Raw genomic sequence first — 19009 nt, 5'->3', positions numbered from 1 at the left:
ACATGATTAAACCATGGAGGGATTTGGATGAGTCAAGATAGTCAAAGCAAAAAAACGATGCCTGCACAGCATCAGGATGTACAGCCTGGACATGAGAACTTAATGAACCCACTGCCTGAGTTTGATGCACTTCAATATAAAGGCAGTGAGAAGCTGCTTGATAAAGTGGCTATTATTACAGGAGGAGATTCAGGAATTGGACGGGCAGTTGCAGTCCATTACGCAAAGGAAGGCGCAGATGTCGTCATTTCTTACTTAGACGAGCATGAGGATGCTAATGAAACGAAACGGCTTGTTGAACAAGAAGGCAGCAGATGTATTTTAATGCCGGGAGATATAGGCGAAGAATCTTTTTGCGGACAAATTATTTCCGAAACCATCAATCAGCTTGGAAAAATCGATATCCTTGTAAATAATGCCGCTGAGCAGCATCCTCAGGCAGGAATTGAAGAGATATCAAAAGAACAGCTCGAACGAACGTTTAAAACGAATATCTTCTCCTTTTTTTATATGGTAAAAGCAGCACTTCCTCATTTGAAACAAGGAAGCAGCATAATCAATACGTCCTCTATTACTGCATATGCAGGCAATGAGCAGCTGATCGATTATTCATCAACGAAAGGAGCAATTACAACATTTACAAGATCCCTTTCCATGTCCCTTGTAAAAAAAGGAATAAGGGTAAACGGTGTTGCTCCTGGCCCAATTTGGACACCTCTCATTCCATCTACCTTTGATGCAAATAAAGTATCGGAATTTGGGGCTGACACTCCTATGGGGCGTCCCGGCCAGCCTGATGAACTTGCTCCAAGCTACGTTTTCCTTGCCAGCAATGATTCTACTTATATAACGGGTCAGATGATTCATGTAAATGGCGGAAAAATCATTAACGGATAAACAGAGTTTCAGGGACGCCTGAGTTTGAAGATTCAGGCGTTTTTTGTTTGAAATTTTATTTTTCCCCTTTATAAAATGTGTGAATGACTAATACTTTTTTGGGAGCGTTTACATATAATGTACTAGGAAGGGGGGAAAATCATGGATCGATTAATCTTCTTATTCTTAGCTGCTATTCTTGCCGGCTTTGCTTTAGTTGAAATGCCGTTAGAAGGTACATTCTTGGCAAGCATTGAGCCATTCACAACTGTCGTGGGCGTTTTAGCAATTTTAGTTTTTTCTTTTGTTCTAATCTTTCACGGCGTTAAAAGCTTTTTTAATAAGTAGTGATGTTTTTTGGCCGGCAATTATATTGCCGGTCTTTTTTTTTTGAAAGTACATATTGACTGATGCTTTTGACAAAACCATAAATAGGCTAACATAATTCTTTATCTGGCATACCTTAACTTTGAGTCATGAAAATGCTCATCATCTCGATTTAAAATTAGGAGGAATTTTTAATGAGTAAAGATGGAAATTACGGCGGCGGCTTCAATAATAGTTTCGCGTTAATTATCGTATTGTTTATTTTATTAATCATCATCGGTGCTTCTTTTGTCGGCGGAGCTGACTACTGCTGCCACGGATATGGCGGCCACGGATATGGCGGCCACGGATATGACGGCCACGGCTACTGCTAATGACAAATGAACGGCTTGCCTTATAGGTAAGCCGTTTCTGATTTTTTATATAAAAAAACGCATGAATTGATTAGAATCCATGCGTTTCATATTAAACTTGTGTACTTGTTAAAATGTCTGTAATGACTGGCACGATTTGTTTTTTGCGGGAAACGACACCTTTTAAAACAGCTGTGTTATCCACAAGCTTTACATCATATGCCTGTTCTACAGCACGTGTTTCGCGTCCAAGGGCCAATGCTACGGAATCATTAATTAAAATGTCTGTTACAACGAAGATGAATAAATCCAATTCTTTTTCAGCGATAACAGCGGAAATCAATGCTTCAATTTCTTCTTTATGAATTAGTACATCGTTTGGATCTACAGCGTTTACTTGCGCAATTTCTACTTTATAGTTACCCATAGAAAATTCCTTTGCATCAAGTGAAATCAGCTCAGCTACTGTTTTGTCGCTTAAGTCTGCACCTGCTTTAAGCATATCAAGCCCGTAGATCTCAGGATCAACTCCTGCAATATCAGCTAATTCGCGGGCTGCTGCAATATCTTGCTCTGTACATGTAGGAGATTTAAATAATAAAGAATCTGAAATAATGGCAGAAAGCATTAATCCAGCAATTTCTTTAGGAATGCTTACGCCATTTTCTTTGTACATTTTGTTTAAAATGGTAGCAGTGCAGCCAACTGGCTCTGCACGATAGTACAATGGATCGCTTGTTTCAAAATTGGCAATGCGATGATGGTCAATAACTTCAAGTACTCGAACATCGTCAATGTCACTTACACTTTGCTGACGCTCGTTATGATCAACTAAAATAACCCCGCTTACTTCATTTGCCACCGTTTCTACAAGGCGGGGAGTTTCGATCCCAAATGCATTTAATGCGAATTGAGTTTCACCGTTGATTTCACCTAAGCGCACCGGTTCAGCATTTAATCCTAGCTTTGTTTTAAGATCAGCATACGCAATGGCAGAGCAAATTGTATCTGTATCGGGATTTTTATGACCAAAGATTAAAACTTTTTCCATCTAAAAAACTCCTTTGCTGTAAATACTATAGATTTTTTGCCGTATCAAGGGGCGTATATTTTCTTATTTTAACAGAAAATTGTGCAGTTCACTGTCTAATTTTTAAAGTTTATTTGAAGATACACCTTATTATTAACCGTTTTGCTTACTTTTTCAAGTGTGACCTTATGATTACAAGCAGCTTTTCCTTTTCATGGAGCGGAATTGATTCCGAAAGTCTGGCGGCAGCTAATGGCAGCTCCCACTTTCTGCACTCTTCATTAGAGAATGAACGATGTTTTTTATACTCTCTAATGTAAAACCAGCACATCCATTTACGAATTAATCTCAAAAAAGCTTGATCTTTCTTCAATCCTGCAAACCTCAAAATAAGGATGGTTCGCGCGAGGTCAGCCATTGGATGCCCAGAAGCCGCATCCGCCCAATCAATTATTATAGGAGTACCGGTACAAATCAGAACATTATCAGGATGAAGGTCTCCGTGGCAAAGCTGTTTGTCTGAAGGAAGGGTCTGCTAAATGGTCTAGTATCGCTGTTGATCCTTCAACGATTATTACCCGAGGGTTGTTCTAATCCAAGATCTGTCACGATCATCGCTTAATCAGCGGATTAGTCGGAAAATATCCCGCTTCCTTCAAAGGCTCTAAATCTTCGTCATCTTCTGCCATCTCAGTAAAGACAAACTCTTCATCGAGGTTATAAAGAGCTTCCAGCTGTACGGCAGATTCTTTGTATCTTCCCAAAATAGACAGATAACAGGCCCTGTTATATAAACTGATAAAATCCTCAGGCTCCATTGAAATGGCTTTCTCAACTGCTTCAAGTGCCGGTTCTACTTTATTTTGTTGTCTATAGATCCGACCAAGCTGATTAAAATTGTCATGATCATCGGGATCAGCAGCGATTGCATGTCTGATTGCCTCTTCTGCCTTTTTGTATTTTCCTGCAGCTTCATAGACTCTCGCAAGGTGAAAATATCCTTTTTCAACAGCTGGCTCAATCTCTAAAGCACGCAAAAGAACTTGTTCTGATTCTTCATATTCGCCAAGTTCAATTAAAGCCAATCCCTGGACAATGAGATACTCGGGATCCTCTTTTTCTTCAAGCAGCGTTTCGATAAGGCTGCATGCTTCCGATAAGTACTTCACAGCTTTTTTCTCAGGAACACTTCCGAATTCATTTACATAAAGAACAGCAAGTCTGTATGCAATGTCTGGCTCCCACTGATGGCGGAGCGACTGTTCAAGAATTTTAATGGCATCATCAACTAATCCTGCATCTAAATGAAACTCGACGTACCACATAACGGCTGTTACATTCTTTCGGTCATGCTTGATCGCCTCTTCATATAGTCCAATTAACGTTCCGAATTTCAGACTCATCTTTGAAAAATTCGTGAACCGCTTCAGCCATCCTTTTTGTTCTTCCATTTCTTCGTATGCATCACGCATGGATTGCATTTGACGTTCATATGCAGCAGCTGCATTCATAAAGACAATGCTCTTTTCTTCATTGGAAAGCTTCATTTTTTTTATTTCACTTTCCATTTTATTCATGGACTTCGTGCTCAGCATCAGTTCAATCCAAGTATCGTAAAGCATTTTGTTCTCTTGATTTTCCATGATGAGCGTGTGAAGCTGGGATTTGGCTTGTTTCGTTTTTCCCTGCCTCATCCAGAGCTTGACTTGATGATGAAGGATTTGGAACTGTGTTGGCGCAAGTTCAAATGCCTTATTCAAATTTTCTTCTTCTTCTTTGAGATTTCCAAGCTTACCGTTTACATGGGCAAGGGCATTATAGAGGAAAGCCTTCTCGGCTTTTACATTCATAAGAAGATTTGTAAACTCCTCAATTTCCGACTCAGATTCCAGCACTTCAAGCAGAGCTTCCACAGAAACGCAATAAGGATCGAGTTTAAATGCCGAAAGCAGGTATTCTTTTTCCGCTTCCCTGTCCTCTTTTGCATTTGCAACGCCTGCCAGGTCAAGCATCGCCTGCTCATGTGCAGGATCAAGCGCGAGCACTCGTTTGTACTGTTTTTCTGCCTCATCAAAATTTTCCTGTTTGATGGCGATCTCTCCAAGACGGTAAAAAGGAAGAACATCATCATTTTTTAAGTCAATAGCCTGTCTTAAATACTGCTTTGCCTTTTCCAAAAGTCCCTGAGACTCATATAAACAGCCGATATAGCTGATCAGAAGAAATTTGTCTGTTTTTCCTTCTCTCAATCTCCCTAAAAATTCCAGTCCGCGTCGTGAATATGGAGTTTCAGATACGAGATCCACATAGATCTCAATGGCTTCCTCAATATTTGAATCTGCATATAGAATTCCTTTTTCTACATAAGAAAGTGCGAGGTCCCTATGTGAATCCTTTTCTTCCATTTCATCACTTGCAGCAAACATCAGCTTTCCAGCATTGATTAGAAATTCACTGTCCTTTTGAAATTGTTCAAAATCATGGTGAATTGTCTTGAAAAATTGATCTGTTTTACCTTCCTCTTTATAAAGTGCTGCAAGGGAAATACGTGCATACACATCTTTTGGGTCCAGGTCAGCAGCCTCTTTATAGAATTGCCTTGCTATTCCATATTCTCCGCTGCGTTCAGATAAAGCTCCCGCTTCATGGAGGAGCATCTGTTTATCTAAAGCAGCTTTAATCCCCAGTTCAAGAATCTCTTTCGCTTTTTGAACTTCCTCAAAAACAAACTCATAAAGCCCTGCAAGCTCTTTATATCCAAGCGGTGTTTCCGGTTCCAGTGCTATAGCAGTCTGAAATCCTCTCCATGCAAGATGGTATTTGCCTAATTCTTTATCGCACAACGCCCGCTGATACCATACATACCCGTCCTGCTTTTCTCTTTTCAAGAAAGTATGGAAGAGATTTCTCGCTTTTTCATGCTCGTTCATATCCATTAGAATAATTCCATGGTTGATTTGTGAAAAACCATCTTCTTCATTAATATCCATCGCAATCAGCGAATATCTCAAAGCTTCCTTTACACAATCTCTATTTAGTTCAGTCAGAGCAAGATAGCCCCAGAGAATATGGTCATCCGGTTCCGATTTCAAAGCTTCAGTAAATGCCGTAAAAGCACCGTCATAATCATCCTTGTTATAGCTTAATCTGCCTTTTGCATACCAATAAACTGCGAGGTTATGCCTAAAAGGAATTTGTTCCAAGTATTCCACTGCGCGGTCATTGTTTTTTACGCTGAAATACGCCATGGCTGCAGAGAGACTGCGGTATTCTGACTCCTTCGAATGCTCAAAAACATGCTTTGCAGCTGCATCCAAAATCTCTTCTGCTACTAAATCAGGAAGATATTTAATGATGTAGGCAGAGACAGCCATATGGTAAAGATTTTCTTTTAGAAAGGCTTGATCAGCATCACTCAGCTGTTTGTTCGAGATCTCGGTCATTGAAAATAGTTTTACTGCTAATTCGTGTTCATTTTCAGACAAAACATCCAATTTTACAGCTTCTTTTTCAGGAAGAATCGCTAAAGATAAGACTCCGTTGTTCCCAAACTCCTGCTCAAGGTCCTCATACATCACTTCATGGGTGGTTCTGAGATTTGGATCCTGAACGTGGAAAACATTCAAATTGTCATCGTAGCCCGCAAGCAATTGAACATGTGATGTCGTTGGATAATCGATATTGATCAAAATGGCCGCATCCCGGTCAATCAATGTTTTAAAAACGTCGGGATTGCCAAAAAAGTACCTGCATGTAAACTCTTTTTCTTTGAAATACTCAATCATTTTGGATAGCTTTGAACCTGTAACAGCATAGACAGATTCTGCAATTTCATCTTGATTATATGTCTCGCCGTACATACTGAAGATCATTTCCGCACATGCCGGGACGCAGTAATTATATTTTTGTACGACCGGCTTAAAGTTCATCATTTTAGAAGCTTGGTCTGCGCGGCCGGTAAAATTCTTAAATTGGGATTCCTTTTTGAATTCAATGTGGTCTGCTAAAAATGCTTCAAGCTTCTCAAATTCTTTCTGCTCATATAAGGAATCAGCCTTGTAATACTCTGCCATTCTTTTATATTCATGAAAAGGAGCCAGCTGATTTAAGTCTGAGATTGCTTTCTCCATCTCCGTCCAGCGCTTCTGTTTAAAGCAAAGTCTAATTTTTTCAAGGATCAGTTTTGGATAGTTTGGATAAAGTAATAATCCTTCTTCCAATAGAGTCTGTGACTTTTCGGCTTCCCCTTGAATGGCATAATGTTTAACAAGCAGCAAATAAGCGATCACACCATCTTTTTTATCTTTTTTACCTGCTTCTAAGTATGTGATAGCCTTGTCCCATTCTCCGGCCTGCAAATAGAAGTAAGCCCAGCGTGTATCCATCGGATCACTGGCAGCTGCTTCGCATTTCTTCATATAAGCTTTAGCAGCCTTTAATCGCCGCATCTCAATAAGTGCACTTGCCATGGTGAAATAAAGCTTTTCCTTCCATTCATCAGAGAGATCCTGCTCTTCTATTTCCTTTAAATGTTCTTCTGCCTCAATCAGCTTGTTCTCATCGATCAGCTGTTCACAATACCAGAGTGCTGTTTGGGGAGATTTTGATCTGCGGTAGCTGTCTCTTATGATGATTCCGCTAAGCTGGTCCATTAAAGATGCATCTAAAACTTGAAGTAAATATTTTAGCTTGCTTTCATCCGTGCATGACCGGATAAAACCGCGAAAACGTGAAAGCTTTTTCTCCTCCGTGATTTCCCTGTACTCTGCTAGAAAGTGACGGAATGCAGCAGAGTAGTCATGTTTTTTCAGCATTTCTTCTATGTATGAAATATTCATCTTTACCCCTCGCCAGATTATTCAGAATATAAACTTCTTCTCTTTAAATATACTTTGTTTTATATTGTCTGTAAGCCATTTTTTTCTTAGAAAACCTGCACACCCATTTCAACATGCAGGTTTTCAGATCATCCAATTTGCTTACCTAAGCGGTGAAGACATAACTTTAATAAAATCAGCCAGGAAGTCCTGATACTGAAAATTAAGGGCAATGGTTTGCCTTGCACCTGGCTGCATCTGATTATTGCGAAAATCAGCATAGCTGAGTCCTCTTGCCGTTTCTAAGACAGATACCTCTAAATCTTTAGTGCCAGAATAAATCTTGTCTTTATTCAGCATATAGTAAAGCGTAAACACATCATGTATAGAGGCCCCGCTCCCTCCAGGTCTCAGTTTAGCATAAACATCTGAATAATAGTTTGTTACACGGAATAAGCTGTTGGCGAATAAAACTTCATTTCCTGCTAAATGTTCCATTTTAAGATACAAAATGTTTAAAAAGCAGAAATATCTTCTTTTTCGGTAAAATGAAAATGTGGCTTGGATAAAAAATTGCGGTTTTGGCTAAATAATTCAACATTTCGGCTAAAAATTCACTTTCGGCTAAATTATTGAAATTAGTTCCCGTCATCCGCAAAAAGAAAAAAGCCGCCTTAAATTTTCAGGGCAGCCTCTAACCATTATTCCTGTGCAGATTTTTCTTTGAGTGATATTCTTTACAGGATTGACGCTTCATCAATTTATGAGGAATGATAATCCGTTTTATCGGGTCCATTGGATCTTCAACCAGCTGGATCACATGCTTGGCCGCTTCATAGCCTAATTGAAAAATATTAATATCCACAGTAGTAAGCGGCGGTCTTGAAACTTCTGACAGCATCACGTTATTAAACGATACAACAGAGACATCATTAGGAACATTGATGCCCATGTCATCAAGCATATTCAGCACACCGAGTGCCATCAGATCATCGGCTACGACAAGTGCAGTTGGCGGCTCATTCAATTTAAACAATTCCTGAACCGCAGCCTGTCCGCCTTCTTTAAGAAATTGAGCATGCACAATATAGTCATCGCGGTATTCCAAACCTGCATTGCGTATGGCCTTTTCATAGCCTAAAAGACGTTCAACGGTCACCACTAGCTTTAGATTGCCTCCAATAAATGCAACTCGTTCGTGTCCAAGTTCTATCAGATGTTCTGTTACTTCTTTTGCAGCCCGGTAATTATCGTTGTCTACATGTGTGATTAACTCAACGTCCTTAAACGGTTTTCCAACGATCACAAACGGGAATTTTTTCATAAGAAGATATTTTGTCAGCTTATCATCTACTTGTGAATATAAGAGAACAATGCCGTCGACCCGTTTCCCTTCCACCATCTGCACGACACCTTCCATAATTTCCGCATCGGTTTCACCAGTGGACATATGCATGGCATAATGTTTTTGGTGGGCTCCTTTACTGATGCCGCGAATGACTTCAGGGAAAAAGGGATTTAAAAACGCTTTGTCAGCAGAACCCGGAATCACAATTCCAATTGCCTGAGTCGATTGATTTGCAAGACTTCTGGCAATGAAATTAGGATGATATCCAAGCTCAGTCATCGCTTCTCTTACTTTTTCTTTTGTTTTCTCACTTATACGCGGGTTATTAGCAATCACTCTCGATACGGTTGATGGAGCTACATTTGCTAACCTTGCGACATCTTTTATTGTTGCCACAATCCCATCCCTCTCTTACTTTCAACATGTTTGGAGCCGTTTTTTTCTCCAAATTGAAAAGTCTAATTTAACATATTTTATTAAAATAACCAATTCTGTAAACGCATTCACTTTAAAGACTTTATAGCCAAAGCGAAATCTGATCATTCCCTTTGGAACACTTGCATTATGCTTGCTTCTTTCTTCTGTTCATATATAAAAATACCGCAAATACTGCTGGAACTGCCACAAATACACTGATCAACGGAAAGTTTGGGCCCGTTTTTTCCCGAACCTCAAAGATCTCAGCGGTTTCACGGTCGAGAATAAATTCATATTCTCCGTTCTTTTCTTCCGTTATATCGCCTGTGAGCAATCCGCGCAATTCTTTCTTTTCTACAAGAGCTTTCGCAGGAACAATGGCATTTCTTGTTTCAGCGGAGTTATTTAGGGCAATAACGGTTACCTCGTTCTTATAGGATCTTTTAAGAATGGTCATTCCTTTTTCATCATATAAAACATCCAGGTCACCGCGTCTTAAAGAAGGAAATTCAGAACGGATTTTCCCAAGCTTTGACACATACTTGATGAGATCATCATTGGCATGGAAGTTCATCATCCGGCGATTGTCCGGGTCATTGCCGCCATCCATCGCAATCTCTGTCCCATAATACACAATCGGTATTCCAGGTGCAGCATACATGTACGTCAATGCCATTTTCAGCCGGGTAACCGGGTTTTGATTATTAGTAATAGCTTTCCTTGTAAATCGTTCATTATCATGATTATCAATAAAATTCCCTAAAAGATAAGGATCCTCATAAAGAACTTGATTGCGTTTAAACACGTTGGCAAGCATACCTGGTGAGCCTCCTGCTTTTGAAAACACATTGGAAGCATCTTCATAAAAAGGATAATCAACCACAGAATCAAGTCCGGATTCCGTATAATCCGATACGTAACGCGGATCTTTATCCCATACCTCGCCCATCAGAAAGAAATCTTTCTTCACTGATTTTACTTCTTTTGAAAATTCCTCCCAAAAGACTTTAGGTACATGACGAACAGTATCCAGGCGATATCCGTCGATGTCTGTCTCCGTAATCCACCATTTGGCAACATCCATTATATAGGCTTTCGTTTCAGGATTTTCTGTGTTTAAATCAGGCAATCCAAACAGCCAGCCATTTTCTACTTCCTCTTGATTTTGCCAGTTGGCAATATCCTTTTTTTCATGGAACCAGTCTTTCTTTTCCGGATCATCCAGCCATGGATGCTTATAGCCAGTATGATTGACGACAAAATCAAGTATAACCTTCATATCTCGTTTATGCGCTTCTTTTACAAGCGTCTTAAAATCGTCAAGTGTTCCGAAGTTTTCATCAACGTTTTTAAAATCACGAACCCAATATCCGTGATAACCGCCTTCTTCATTATCAAAGACCGGAGTCAGCCAAATAGATGTGAACCCCATATCCTGAATGTAATCCAGTTTATCGATAATTCCCTGAAGATCACCGCCATGATATGCCTTCGGATTTTTAGGATTTGCTTCAAAATCGTTGCTTGTATCTCCATTGTTGAAACGGTCAATCATAATAAAATACATACTTTCATCTTGCCACGATCGTTCTTCCTTCTCTTGTGCCCGAACAGTGTTTACTGAAAAAACTGAGAGAAGGAAAAAAGGGATGATCAGTACTTGAAATATACGCTTATACATCCCTCTGCCCCCCTTACTGCGTAATAGCTGCCCCGTATCCATAAGGGCGGAATCCAGACAGCTTTACGTATAAGACTATTAAACTATGTCTTTTATTTCAATATGAAATCGATTTCCGAATTTTACCCTTTATTCGCTCCGGCTGTCAATCCTTCAACAATATACTTTTGGAAGATCAAGAATAGGATCGTAATTGGAACAGCTACTAAAACCGCTCCTGCTGCGAACGTTGTAAATTGAGTGCTCGTTCTGCCTGTAACGAATTCAAACAGACCAACTGCAAGTGTTTTGTTCTCGTTTGAACGGAGGATCAGACGGGCAAAAATGAAGTCCATCCAAGGTCCGATAAAATTATTAACAGCAATAAATACTAAGATAGGTTTTGACAATGGCATCATGATTTTAAAGAAAATCGTAGTATGACTGGCACCGTCCATTTTAGCTGCTTCTTCCAAGCTTCTTGGAAGGCCGTCAAAGTATCCTTTTACAAGCCATGCTCCAAACGGAATCGATCCGCCTGCATACACTAAGATAAGACCCCAGTGATTGTCTAATAATCCGATTTGCAGAAGTAAAATGTAAATCGCAATCATCCCCATGAAGCTCGGGAACATTTGCAGAACAAGCATCGCCATCAATCCCTGTTTGCGGCCCGGAAAACGGAAGCGCGAAAACGCATATGCAGCAGTTACTACAAGAAATGTTGAAATCAGCATGTTAAAAAAGGCAATTTTGAACGTATTTTTATACCATGTCAGATATTTTGTTTCTTCAAACAAATACCGATAGTGATCAAGAGTTAATGCTTCAGGAATCAGTTTAGTTGCAAACAATGAATCTCCTGGATTTAATGATCCGATCAGGATGAAATAGACCGGATACAGAACAAGAATCGCTGTTATGATTAAAATGGCGTATATAAAGCCAACGACGAGTTTATCCGTTAATTTTTTATTCATCATGACATCATATCCTCTTCCTTAAATGCTTTTGTTTTTCTGAAATTCCAGATAGAAAGAGTTGCTACTACGATAAAGATCAAGATCGATACAACAGAAGCTGTAGCAAATTGACTTTGTTCAAGCGTCATTTTGTAGATCCAGCTGATAAGAATATCCGTTGATCCGGCATAGCTGTAATTCACGTTAACAGGATTACCTTGAGTTAATAGGTAAATAATGTTGAAGTTATTGAAGTTCCCGGCAAAGCTCATGATTAAGAGCGGAGCTGTTGAGAACATAACGATCGGCATTGTAATCTTCCAGAACTTGCTCCAAGGCGTTGCCCCGTCAACATCTGCCGCTTCAAACATTTCTTTATCAATCGTAGTCATAACACCGCTCATAAGAACCATCCAGAATGGGAATCCAAACCACATGTTAACTGTTACAAGTGTTACTTTTGCCCACATCGGATCAGACAGCCACGGAATAGCTTCAATTCCAAGTGCTTTTAAATATTGATTCAGCGGTCCAAATTCACCGTTGTAGATATTTCTCATGATTAAGATACTGACAAATTGAGGAATAGCCCATGGCAGAATATAGATGCTGCGCCATAAGCGCTTAAGCTTAATACCTTTATGATTGATCAGTACTGCAAAGATCAATCCCAGGAAGAATGTAGTCGCTGTTGATAAAATCGCCCATACAACCGTCCACCCAAAAACTCCGTAGAACGTTGTGCTCCATGTTTTTAATTGGAAAAGGTTTATGAAAGTTTCAAATCCTACCCAGTCCACCAAAGCCTTTGGCGGCAAATGATTCGGACCGGAATAGTTTGTGAATGCAATCATGACTCCAAATAACAGAGGAAGAATCGTTAAAAACATTGTGAATAGAATCGATGGTGTTAAAAGGAGGTAAGGAAATCCATTTTCCCATACATTAGTAAGGGTTTCTTTTGCTGTGTTTGGCTTAATGCCGCGCTCGCGCATTTTTCCTACTTTGTATGCATCACGAACGTTTAAGTAGTACACCCATAAGAAAAGCAAAAAGGATATTAAGAAAATAATTCCTTCGATCATTAAGAAAATGGAGTGATCACCTTGTACGACTGTAAATCCATTTCTTGATTGCGGGGTGTCGCCAAGTGTTGTTAAGCCCCACATTGCATATCTGAAAGGCAAAGACCAGAATACCAGAAGGTAAACTTCTAAAAAAATAAATAAAATTCCTTTAAGATATTGACGGTGGTAGATTTGTCCAAGCCCCATTAATAAAAATGATAGTAATGCACCTATTCTAGCTGGTCCGCGCATTATGTCAGGCCTCCTCACGTTGTTTGAAAGTAGTGTCACTTGAGAAAATTCATCTTGTTTATTACCCCATTGTCCCTTTGCTGTCCCCATTTACGGGCAGTTAGCCTGCACCTCTTTTCCATGCATCCCATCCGCATAGAGGTACAGGCTGCTGCCTGCCAATAAAGGATAATTAAGAAAAGTGCAAGCGCCCGTTTAGCTCCGGCAGACAGATAAGGATCCGACAGAAAAGGCGCTTTTTGCCTTTACTGGCGGAGCCGTTCTGGCCGAGGAGTTGGGCGATGGAGCTAGACATCAAAGCAAAAAACTTTATATTTTCTTATTTCTGTATAAAATTTGAGCCAATACCATAGGTATCGGCTCAAACTGACTATTACTTCGTTTGTGAAGAGATAGCATCTTCAATTTGCTGAAGTGCTGCGTCAAGTGCCTTTTTAGGTTCTGTGCCATCATTCCACATTGTTGTGTAAGCTGTCTCCATTGGACCCCATACAGATTGCATTTCAGGAATGTTAGGCATTGGCAATGCTGATTCAGCCTGCTCTAAGAATGCTGAAGCAATTTCGTTGTTTTGGATCGCATCGCTTTCAATCAACTCAGTTTGAGGAGGAAGCTGTCCTGTCATTTCAAAGCGTTTTTCAAGCATTTCTTTGCTTGTTGCAAATTGTGCTAACAAAGTAGCAGCTTTTGGATATTTAGAGTAAGAGTTTACATAGTAAGCTTTGATTCCAGAGAAACTTTTTGGAGTTTCGCCGTTGTCTAATTTAGGAAGCGGGGCAATACCGAAGTTGATGCCTGCTTCTTCATGGTTTTTAATATCCCATGGACCTGAGATGCGGTACATTAATTTATTATCGTTAAAGAAAGAACTGATTAAGTCACCAGTAATATCTTCTTTTTTCAATGGAAGAAGTTCTTTATTCATGCGCTGCATAAATTCACCTGAAGCAACAGCGCCTTCATTGTTAATACCCAGATCAGCTGCATCTGTGTTGTCGTTTCCGAAGATGTATCCGCCGTATCCAGCGAAGAATGCATGTGCAAAGTAGAAGTTTGCAGGCTCCATCATGAAGCCGTATTTGCCGTCTCCAGCAAAGCCTTTAGATTGCTCGAAAATTTCGTCAAAAGTTTCTGCAGGCTTGTCTACTAAATCTTTGTTGTAGTAAAGTGCATAAGTTTCAATTGCCATCGGGAATCCGTAAAGAGTAGATTCGCCGCCATCTTCAGTGTAAGAAGTACCGCTGATTGCAGCAGGCAGGAAGCTTTCTTTGTACTCATCTGCTAAAACGTTTTCATAAATAAGACCAGCTTTTACCATGTTTCCTACGTGGTCATGAGGAGCGTGGAACACGTCAGCACCAAGGCCAGCAGGTCCGTCAACTTCAAGCTTTCCAGCAGCGTCAACGTGGTTTACTTCTTGTACTTCAACAGGGATATCGTATTTCTTTGTGAATTGTTCTGCTACATAAGATGCCCATTCAGCTTCTGAATCCGCGTTATCCCAAAGGACTAATTCTGCGCCTTCTTCAGGTGTTAAATCTACTTTTTCTTCTGTCTTTTTGCCGCCCTCTTTGTCGCCGCCTTCTGTTTTTGCCGGCTCTTGGCTGCTAGGCTTGCTGCATGCAACCATAACAAACATCAGCAAAGCAATGAGAGATAAAGATAAAATCTTTCTCATAATTTCCCCACCTTTTATTTTGTTGGAATCTATTTCATTGTACTTAGTGCCCAGGGGCAGTCCGCACAACTGAAACCAAAGTCTCATAGCCCACTATTGAAAACGCTTCCTATTATTCTCAAAAAAAACTGAAATTGATTTGTGAGCACATCCTGCAAACAGTTGTGCAAACGTTTTCCCTACTAACTAATTTTTATTTTAAGATTGCCAGAATTAAAAGTCAATATATTTTTACAAATAAATGCAAACGTTTTCCCAATGTTTTATAATGGATACATATTCTAAATTTGGCGATTGCAGGTGATCAATAGAATAGGACGAAAGTCAGGTTTTTATTTTTTACGTACCTCTGCTGATTTCGCCTTAATCCATCATTTTTCTAAAGAAAAGAGAGTGAACATCTTGTTAAAAGAAGCCATCTACCACCGCCCTAAAAATCAGTTTGCTTATGCTTATGATGAAAACACAATGCATCTCAGACTCCGCACAAAAAAGAATGATGCTGACGCTGTCAGTCTGATTCATGGCGATCCATATGAATGGAGCGAAAAAGGCTGGCAATTCAAACTGGATACGATGCATAAAAGCGGTTCGGACGAGCTGTTTGATTACTGGTTTGCCGCAGTTCGGCCCAAATACCGCCGGATGCGGTACGGATTTCAGCTGTCTTCCGGAGAAGAAAAGCTTATTTATACAGAAAAAGGGTTTATGAATGAAATAACGACAGATGACACTGCTCCCTATTTTGCGTTTCCTTTTTTGAACAAGGCTGATGTCTTTAAAGCACCAGAATGGGTAAAAGATACAGTCTGGTATCAAATATTCCCTGAAAGATTTGCAAATGGAGATCCTTCTATTAATCCAGAGGGGACATTAGACTGGGGCATTACGGAGCCGACGAGCGGCAATTTCTTTGGCGGAGATTTTGAAGGGGTTATCAAAAATATCGGTTATCTGAAAGAATTAGGCGTAAGCGGCCTTTATTTCACACCTGTTTTTAAAGCGTACTCCAATCACAAATATGACACAATCGACTACATGGAGCTCGATCCCCAATTTGGAGATAAAGAGACGTTTAAACGACTCGTTCAAACATGTCATGAAAACGGAATTAAAATTATGCTTGATGCGGTTTTCAATCACAGCGGCTATTACTTCCCTCAATTTCAGGACGTGCTCGAACATGGAAAGGATTCCAAGTATAAAAATTGGTTCCATATTCATCAATTCCCGCTGAAAAATGAAGATAATACATTAAACTATGATGCTTTTGCTTTTGTAGAGAGCATGCCCAAACTGAATACTGAACATCCTGAAGTGAAGGAATACTTGCTTGAGGTTGGCCGTTACTGGGTTCGCGAATTTGACATTGACGGCTGGAGACTTGATGTTGCAAATGAAGTGGACCATCAGTTCTGGCGTGAATTCAGACAGGCTGTACGCGCTGAGAAAGAAGATGTTTATATCTTAGGAGAAATCTGGCACGATTCGATGCCATGGCTTTTAGGCGATCAGTTTGATGCTGTAATGAATTATCCGTTTACTACGGGCACAATGAACTTTATTGCCAATGATAAAGTACGGGCTCAGGAATTCGTAAATATTATGGAAAGCGTGCTCCACTCTTATCCGAAAAACGTCAATGAAGTGGCCTTCAATTTACTTGGCAGCCATGATACTCCGCGCATCTTAAATACAGCAAACCATTCCAAAGCGAAGCTTAAGCTGCTTTTTGCCTATCAGTTAAGCTTTATCGGCTCTCCTTGTATTTATTACGGTGATGAAATCGGCATGGAAGGGGAACAGGATCCGGGCTGCCGCAAATGCATGATCTGGGATGAGGAAAAGCAGGACAGGGACATTTTCAATTATGTGAAAAAGCTGATTGGCATCCGCAAGAAATATCCTGTATTCGGAAACGGCGGAGATATTACGTTTGTTGAAGCAAACGATGAAACCAATCATGTCATTTTCACCAAACAAAACGAAGCACAAAAAATGATTTCAGTCCTTAATAATTCAGAAACAGAGTTAACGGCAGCTCTTCCTTTTGACTTAAAGGATAAAAAATTAATCGACTTAATGACAGGCAAAGAATATGCCGCAAACGCAAAAAGACTGACTGTTGACGTTCAGCCTTACGAAATCGCATTTTTCTTAATTGAAGATTAATGGATAACTGGAAAAAATCATGATGATTTTTTCCAGTTTTTCTTTCCCTATAGAATTACTCGACTTTATTAAGCAGATTTTACTATATTAATATATTTGATTTTCACCGATTCTTTTGCTATGATTTTATCCATCATCAGCTTTTATGAAGTAATGCTTTTCAATATCCATTATGTTTTATTTTTCCAATAACTTTTGAAAGCGTTCACACTCATCTTCAGCTTTAACAATAGGAGGATTAAAAAATGAGTAAACACAATCAAGAACTTCAGCGTGGTCTTGAACCAAGACATATCTCACTAATGTCTTTGGGAGCTGCTATCGGAGTAGGTCTGTTTTACGGTTCTGCAAAGGCGATTCAATTGGCAGGCCCAGGAATTCTGCTTGCGTATGCATTTAGCGGAATGATCATGTTCTTTATAATGAGAGCACTAGGCGAGATGGCCGTGCATAATCCTGTAGCTGGTTCATTCAGCAGATATGCAAGAAACTATCTGGGACCGCTCGCAGGATACATTACCGGGTGGAACTACTGGTTCTTATGGGTGATTACATGTATGGCTGAAATCACTGCTGTCGGCATCTATATGGAGTTCTGGTATCCTGATGTGCCAAGATGGATCTGGGCACTGGCTGCTCTTGTCATTATGACAACGGTCAATTTTCTCGCTGTAAAGTTTTTCGGTGAATTGGAATTTTGGTTTGCAATGATTAAAATAGTCGCAATCATTTTTATGATCATTGTTGGATTTGGAATGATTTTGTTCGGATTCGGAAATGACGGTATCGCGACAGGCATCAGCAACTTATGGGAAAATGGAGGATTCTTCCCTAACGGCTTTAAAGGTGTCCTGATGTCACTCCAAATGGTTATGTTTGCTTATCTTGGCATTGAACTCATTGGAGTTACAGCAGGAGAAGTAAAGAATCCAGAAAAAACGTTAACAAAAGCAATCGATACTGTTTTTTGGAGAATTCTCATTTTCTACGTAGGCGCACTGTTTGTTATTATGTCCATTTATCCTTGGGATCAAATTGGAACACAGGGAAGTCCATTCGTTTTAACCTTTGAAAAAATCGGTATACCTGCAGCAGCAGGCATTATTAACTTCGTTGTTTTAACTGCTGCATTATCATCATGTAATGGAGGAATCTTCAGTACAGGACGGATGCTGTTTAATCTAGCTGAACAGGGCGAGGCTCCAAAATCTTTTGAAAAACTCACAAAAGGCGGCGTTCCTGGTTTTGCTATTTTGGCATCTGGAGGAGCATTACTGATTGGTGTTGTATTAAACTATCTTGTTCCTGAAAAAGTCTTTATGTATGTAACAAGCATCTCAACATTCGGTGCAATATGGACATGGTCAATGATTCTGCTTTCTCAGCTGAAGTTCCGTAAATCACTGAAACCAGGTGAAGCGAAGAATTTAAAATACAAACTGCCGCTATATCCTTTCACCTCATATCTTTCACTTGCATTTCTTGTATTGGTGGTTGGGCTTATGGCATTTTTCCCGGATACGAGAATCGCCTTAATTGTAGGACCTGCATGGATCCTGCTTCTTGTAGGGTTTTATTACGGCAAAGGATATCATAAGAAAAACGATAAAACGCATGCCAATCATAAAATTAGTTAACTGTTCAAAAAGAAGGCAGGCTGTTAATCAGCCTGCCTTCTTTTTAGCAAATCAATTATTCTTCGGGACGCGGCCCGGCATCAATGCCTCTGCTTTCAACGGTCATAATCGGCCTGCAGGTTACATCGCCATTCACACGGATTTGACATGATAAACGCAAATGGTCCTCAACGCCTTTTTCTGCAAAGGCGTTTTTTTCTACATTCGTTAAATCCTCAAAATCACCTTCAAGAATTTCGACTCGGCAGGACGTGCATTTTGCTTTCCCGCCACAGCGGTGAAGAATGTCAATTCCGTTATCCTCAAGTGCTAAAACGAGCTTTCTTCCCATTTCTGTCTCAAACGAGCCTTTCCCAGGAACATGTATTGTCGGCATTGTATCTCCTCCATTTTAAAGTAGTACCATCCTCACC

The 19009-nt window shown here is 39.9% G+C and carries 14 protein-coding genes and 2 pseudogenes; 5 read left to right on the top strand and 11 right to left on the bottom strand.

All coding sequences use genetic code 11. The features are described from left to right. Nucleotides 1–27 precede the first annotated feature (27 nt). From LIT25_05275 to LIT25_05265, 3 genes and pseudogenes are all read left to right on the top strand, one after another. The gene (locus LIT25_05275) at nt 28–897 is read left to right on the top strand and encodes an SDR family oxidoreductase (GenBank protein USK34765.1); all 870 of its coding nucleotides are present in this window, start codon (nt 28–30) and stop codon (nt 895–897) included. 141 nt (nt 898–1038) lie between these two features. Next, nucleotides 1039–1224 carry a hypothetical protein gene (locus tag LIT25_05270; protein USK34764.1) on the top strand — a complete coding sequence of 62 codons (186 nt, stop codon included), beginning with the start codon at nt 1039–1041 and terminating at the stop codon, nt 1222–1224. A 173-nt stretch (nt 1225–1397) separates the two neighbouring features. Next, nucleotides 1398–1493 (top strand): annotated as a pseudogene (locus LIT25_05265) (YjcZ family sporulation protein). 175 nt (nt 1494–1668) lie between these two features. Here the strand turns inward: LIT25_05265 and LIT25_05260 are convergent. The 10 genes and pseudogenes from LIT25_05260 to LIT25_05215 form a co-directional block, all read right to left on the bottom strand. Continuing rightward, nucleotides 1669–2607, bottom strand: coding sequence for a manganese-dependent inorganic pyrophosphatase (locus tag LIT25_05260; protein USK34763.1), 939 nt, complete (start codon nt 2605–2607; stop codon nt 1669–1671). Nucleotides 2608–2752: 145 nt separating this feature from the next. Then, nucleotides 2753–2959 (bottom strand): hypothetical protein, encoded by a 207-nt coding sequence (locus tag LIT25_05255; GenBank protein USK34762.1) that lies wholly within the window; start codon nt 2957–2959, stop codon nt 2753–2755. A gap of 21 nt (nt 2960–2980) precedes the next feature. Next, nucleotides 2981–3115: pseudogene (locus LIT25_05250) on the bottom strand (aminoglycoside phosphotransferase family protein). A gap of 82 nt (nt 3116–3197) precedes the next feature. Beyond that, nucleotides 3198–7424 (bottom strand): tetratricopeptide repeat protein, encoded by a 4227-nt coding sequence (locus LIT25_05245; GenBank protein ID USK34761.1) that lies wholly within the window; start codon nt 7422–7424, stop codon nt 3198–3200. A 141-nt stretch (nt 7425–7565) separates the two neighbouring features. After that, nucleotides 7566–7901 (bottom strand): hypothetical protein, encoded by a 336-nt coding sequence (locus LIT25_05240; GenBank protein ID USK34760.1) that lies wholly within the window; start codon nt 7899–7901, stop codon nt 7566–7568. Between the two features lie 196 nt (nt 7902–8097). Continuing rightward, nucleotides 8098–9150, bottom strand: coding sequence for a LacI family DNA-binding transcriptional regulator (locus LIT25_05235; protein USK36170.1), 1053 nt, complete (start codon nt 9148–9150; stop codon nt 8098–8100). 163 nt (nt 9151–9313) lie between these two features. Then, nucleotides 9314–10849 carry an alpha-amylase gene (locus tag LIT25_05230; GenBank protein ID USK34759.1) on the bottom strand — a complete coding sequence of 512 codons (1536 nt, stop codon included), beginning with the start codon at nt 10847–10849 and terminating at the stop codon, nt 9314–9316. 122 nt (nt 10850–10971) lie between these two features. Then, nucleotides 10972–11808: a sugar ABC transporter permease gene (locus LIT25_05225; GenBank protein USK36169.1), complete on the bottom strand. Its 837-nt coding sequence runs from the start codon at nt 11806–11808 to the stop codon at nt 10972–10974. Beyond that, nucleotides 11808–13109, bottom strand: coding sequence for a sugar ABC transporter permease (locus tag LIT25_05220; protein USK34758.1), 1302 nt, complete (start codon nt 13107–13109; stop codon nt 11808–11810). The genes LIT25_05225 and LIT25_05220 overlap by 1 nt, the downstream gene beginning before the upstream one ends. Before the next feature lie 373 nt (nt 13110–13482). Further along, a complete protein-coding gene (locus LIT25_05215; GenBank protein USK34757.1) occupies nt 13483–14787 on the bottom strand; it encodes a maltose ABC transporter substrate-binding protein in 1305 nt (434 codons plus the stop codon). A gap of 402 nt (nt 14788–15189) precedes the next feature. On the opposite strand from LIT25_05215, the gene LIT25_05210 reads away from it, so the two are divergent. Together LIT25_05210 and LIT25_05205 are read left to right on the top strand one after the other, a co-directional pair. Beyond that, nucleotides 15190–16959 (top strand): glycoside hydrolase family 13 protein, encoded by a 1770-nt coding sequence (locus LIT25_05210; GenBank protein ID USK34756.1) that lies wholly within the window; start codon nt 15190–15192, stop codon nt 16957–16959. A gap of 245 nt (nt 16960–17204) precedes the next feature. Continuing rightward, the gene (locus tag LIT25_05205; GenBank protein ID USK34755.1) at nt 17205–18596 is read left to right on the top strand and encodes an amino acid permease; all 1392 of its coding nucleotides are present in this window, start codon (nt 17205–17207) and stop codon (nt 18594–18596) included. A 55-nt stretch (nt 18597–18651) separates the two neighbouring features. On the opposite strand, the gene LIT25_05200 is transcribed toward LIT25_05205, so the two are convergent. Further along, nucleotides 18652–18972 (bottom strand): (2Fe-2S)-binding protein, encoded by a 321-nt coding sequence (locus LIT25_05200; protein USK34754.1) that lies wholly within the window; start codon nt 18970–18972, stop codon nt 18652–18654. Nucleotides 18973–19009: the final 37 nt, after the last annotated feature.

It is taken from the genome of Bacillus sp. F19 (genome assembly GCA_023823795.1).
Classification (GTDB): Bacteria; Bacillota; Bacilli; order Bacillales; family Bacillaceae; genus Bacillus_P.
This window is presented reverse-complemented; position numbering and strand designations above follow the sequence as displayed.

What these genes read in the sequence shown, in the direction of transcription:
- LIT25_05275 (USK34765.1), top strand. Translation starts at nt 28, where the DNA reads ATGAGTCAAGATAGTCAAAGCAAAAAAACGATGCCTGCACAGCATCAG.
- LIT25_05270 (USK34764.1), top strand. Translation starts at nt 1,039, where the DNA reads ATGGATCGATTAATCTTCTTATTCTTAGCTGCTATTCTTGCCGGCTTT.
- LIT25_05260 (USK34763.1), bottom strand. Translation starts at nt 2,607, where the DNA reads ATGGAAAAAGTTTTAATCTTTGGTCATAAAAATCCCGATACAGATACA.
- LIT25_05245 (USK34761.1), bottom strand. Translation starts at nt 7,424, where the DNA reads ATGAATATTTCATACATAGAAGAAATGCTGAAAAAACATGACTACTCT.
- LIT25_05240 (USK34760.1), bottom strand. Translation starts at nt 7,901, where the DNA reads ATGGAACATTTAGCAGGAAATGAAGTTTTATTCGCCAACAGCTTATTC.
- LIT25_05230 (USK34759.1), bottom strand. Translation starts at nt 10,849, where the DNA reads ATGTATAAGCGTATATTTCAAGTACTGATCATCCCTTTTTTCCTTCTC.
- LIT25_05225 (USK36169.1), bottom strand. Translation starts at nt 11,808, where the DNA reads ATGAATAAAAAATTAACGGATAAACTCGTCGTTGGCTTTATATACGCC.
- LIT25_05220 (USK34758.1), bottom strand. Translation starts at nt 13,109, where the DNA reads ATGCGCGGACCAGCTAGAATAGGTGCATTACTATCATTTTTATTAATG.
- LIT25_05215 (USK34757.1), bottom strand. Translation starts at nt 14,787, where the DNA reads ATGAGAAAGATTTTATCTTTATCTCTCATTGCTTTGCTGATGTTTGTT.
- LIT25_05205 (USK34755.1), top strand. Translation starts at nt 17,205, where the DNA reads ATGAGTAAACACAATCAAGAACTTCAGCGTGGTCTTGAACCAAGACAT.
- LIT25_05200 (USK34754.1), bottom strand. Translation starts at nt 18,972, where the DNA reads ATGCCGACAATACATGTTCCTGGGAAAGGCTCGTTTGAGACAGAAATG.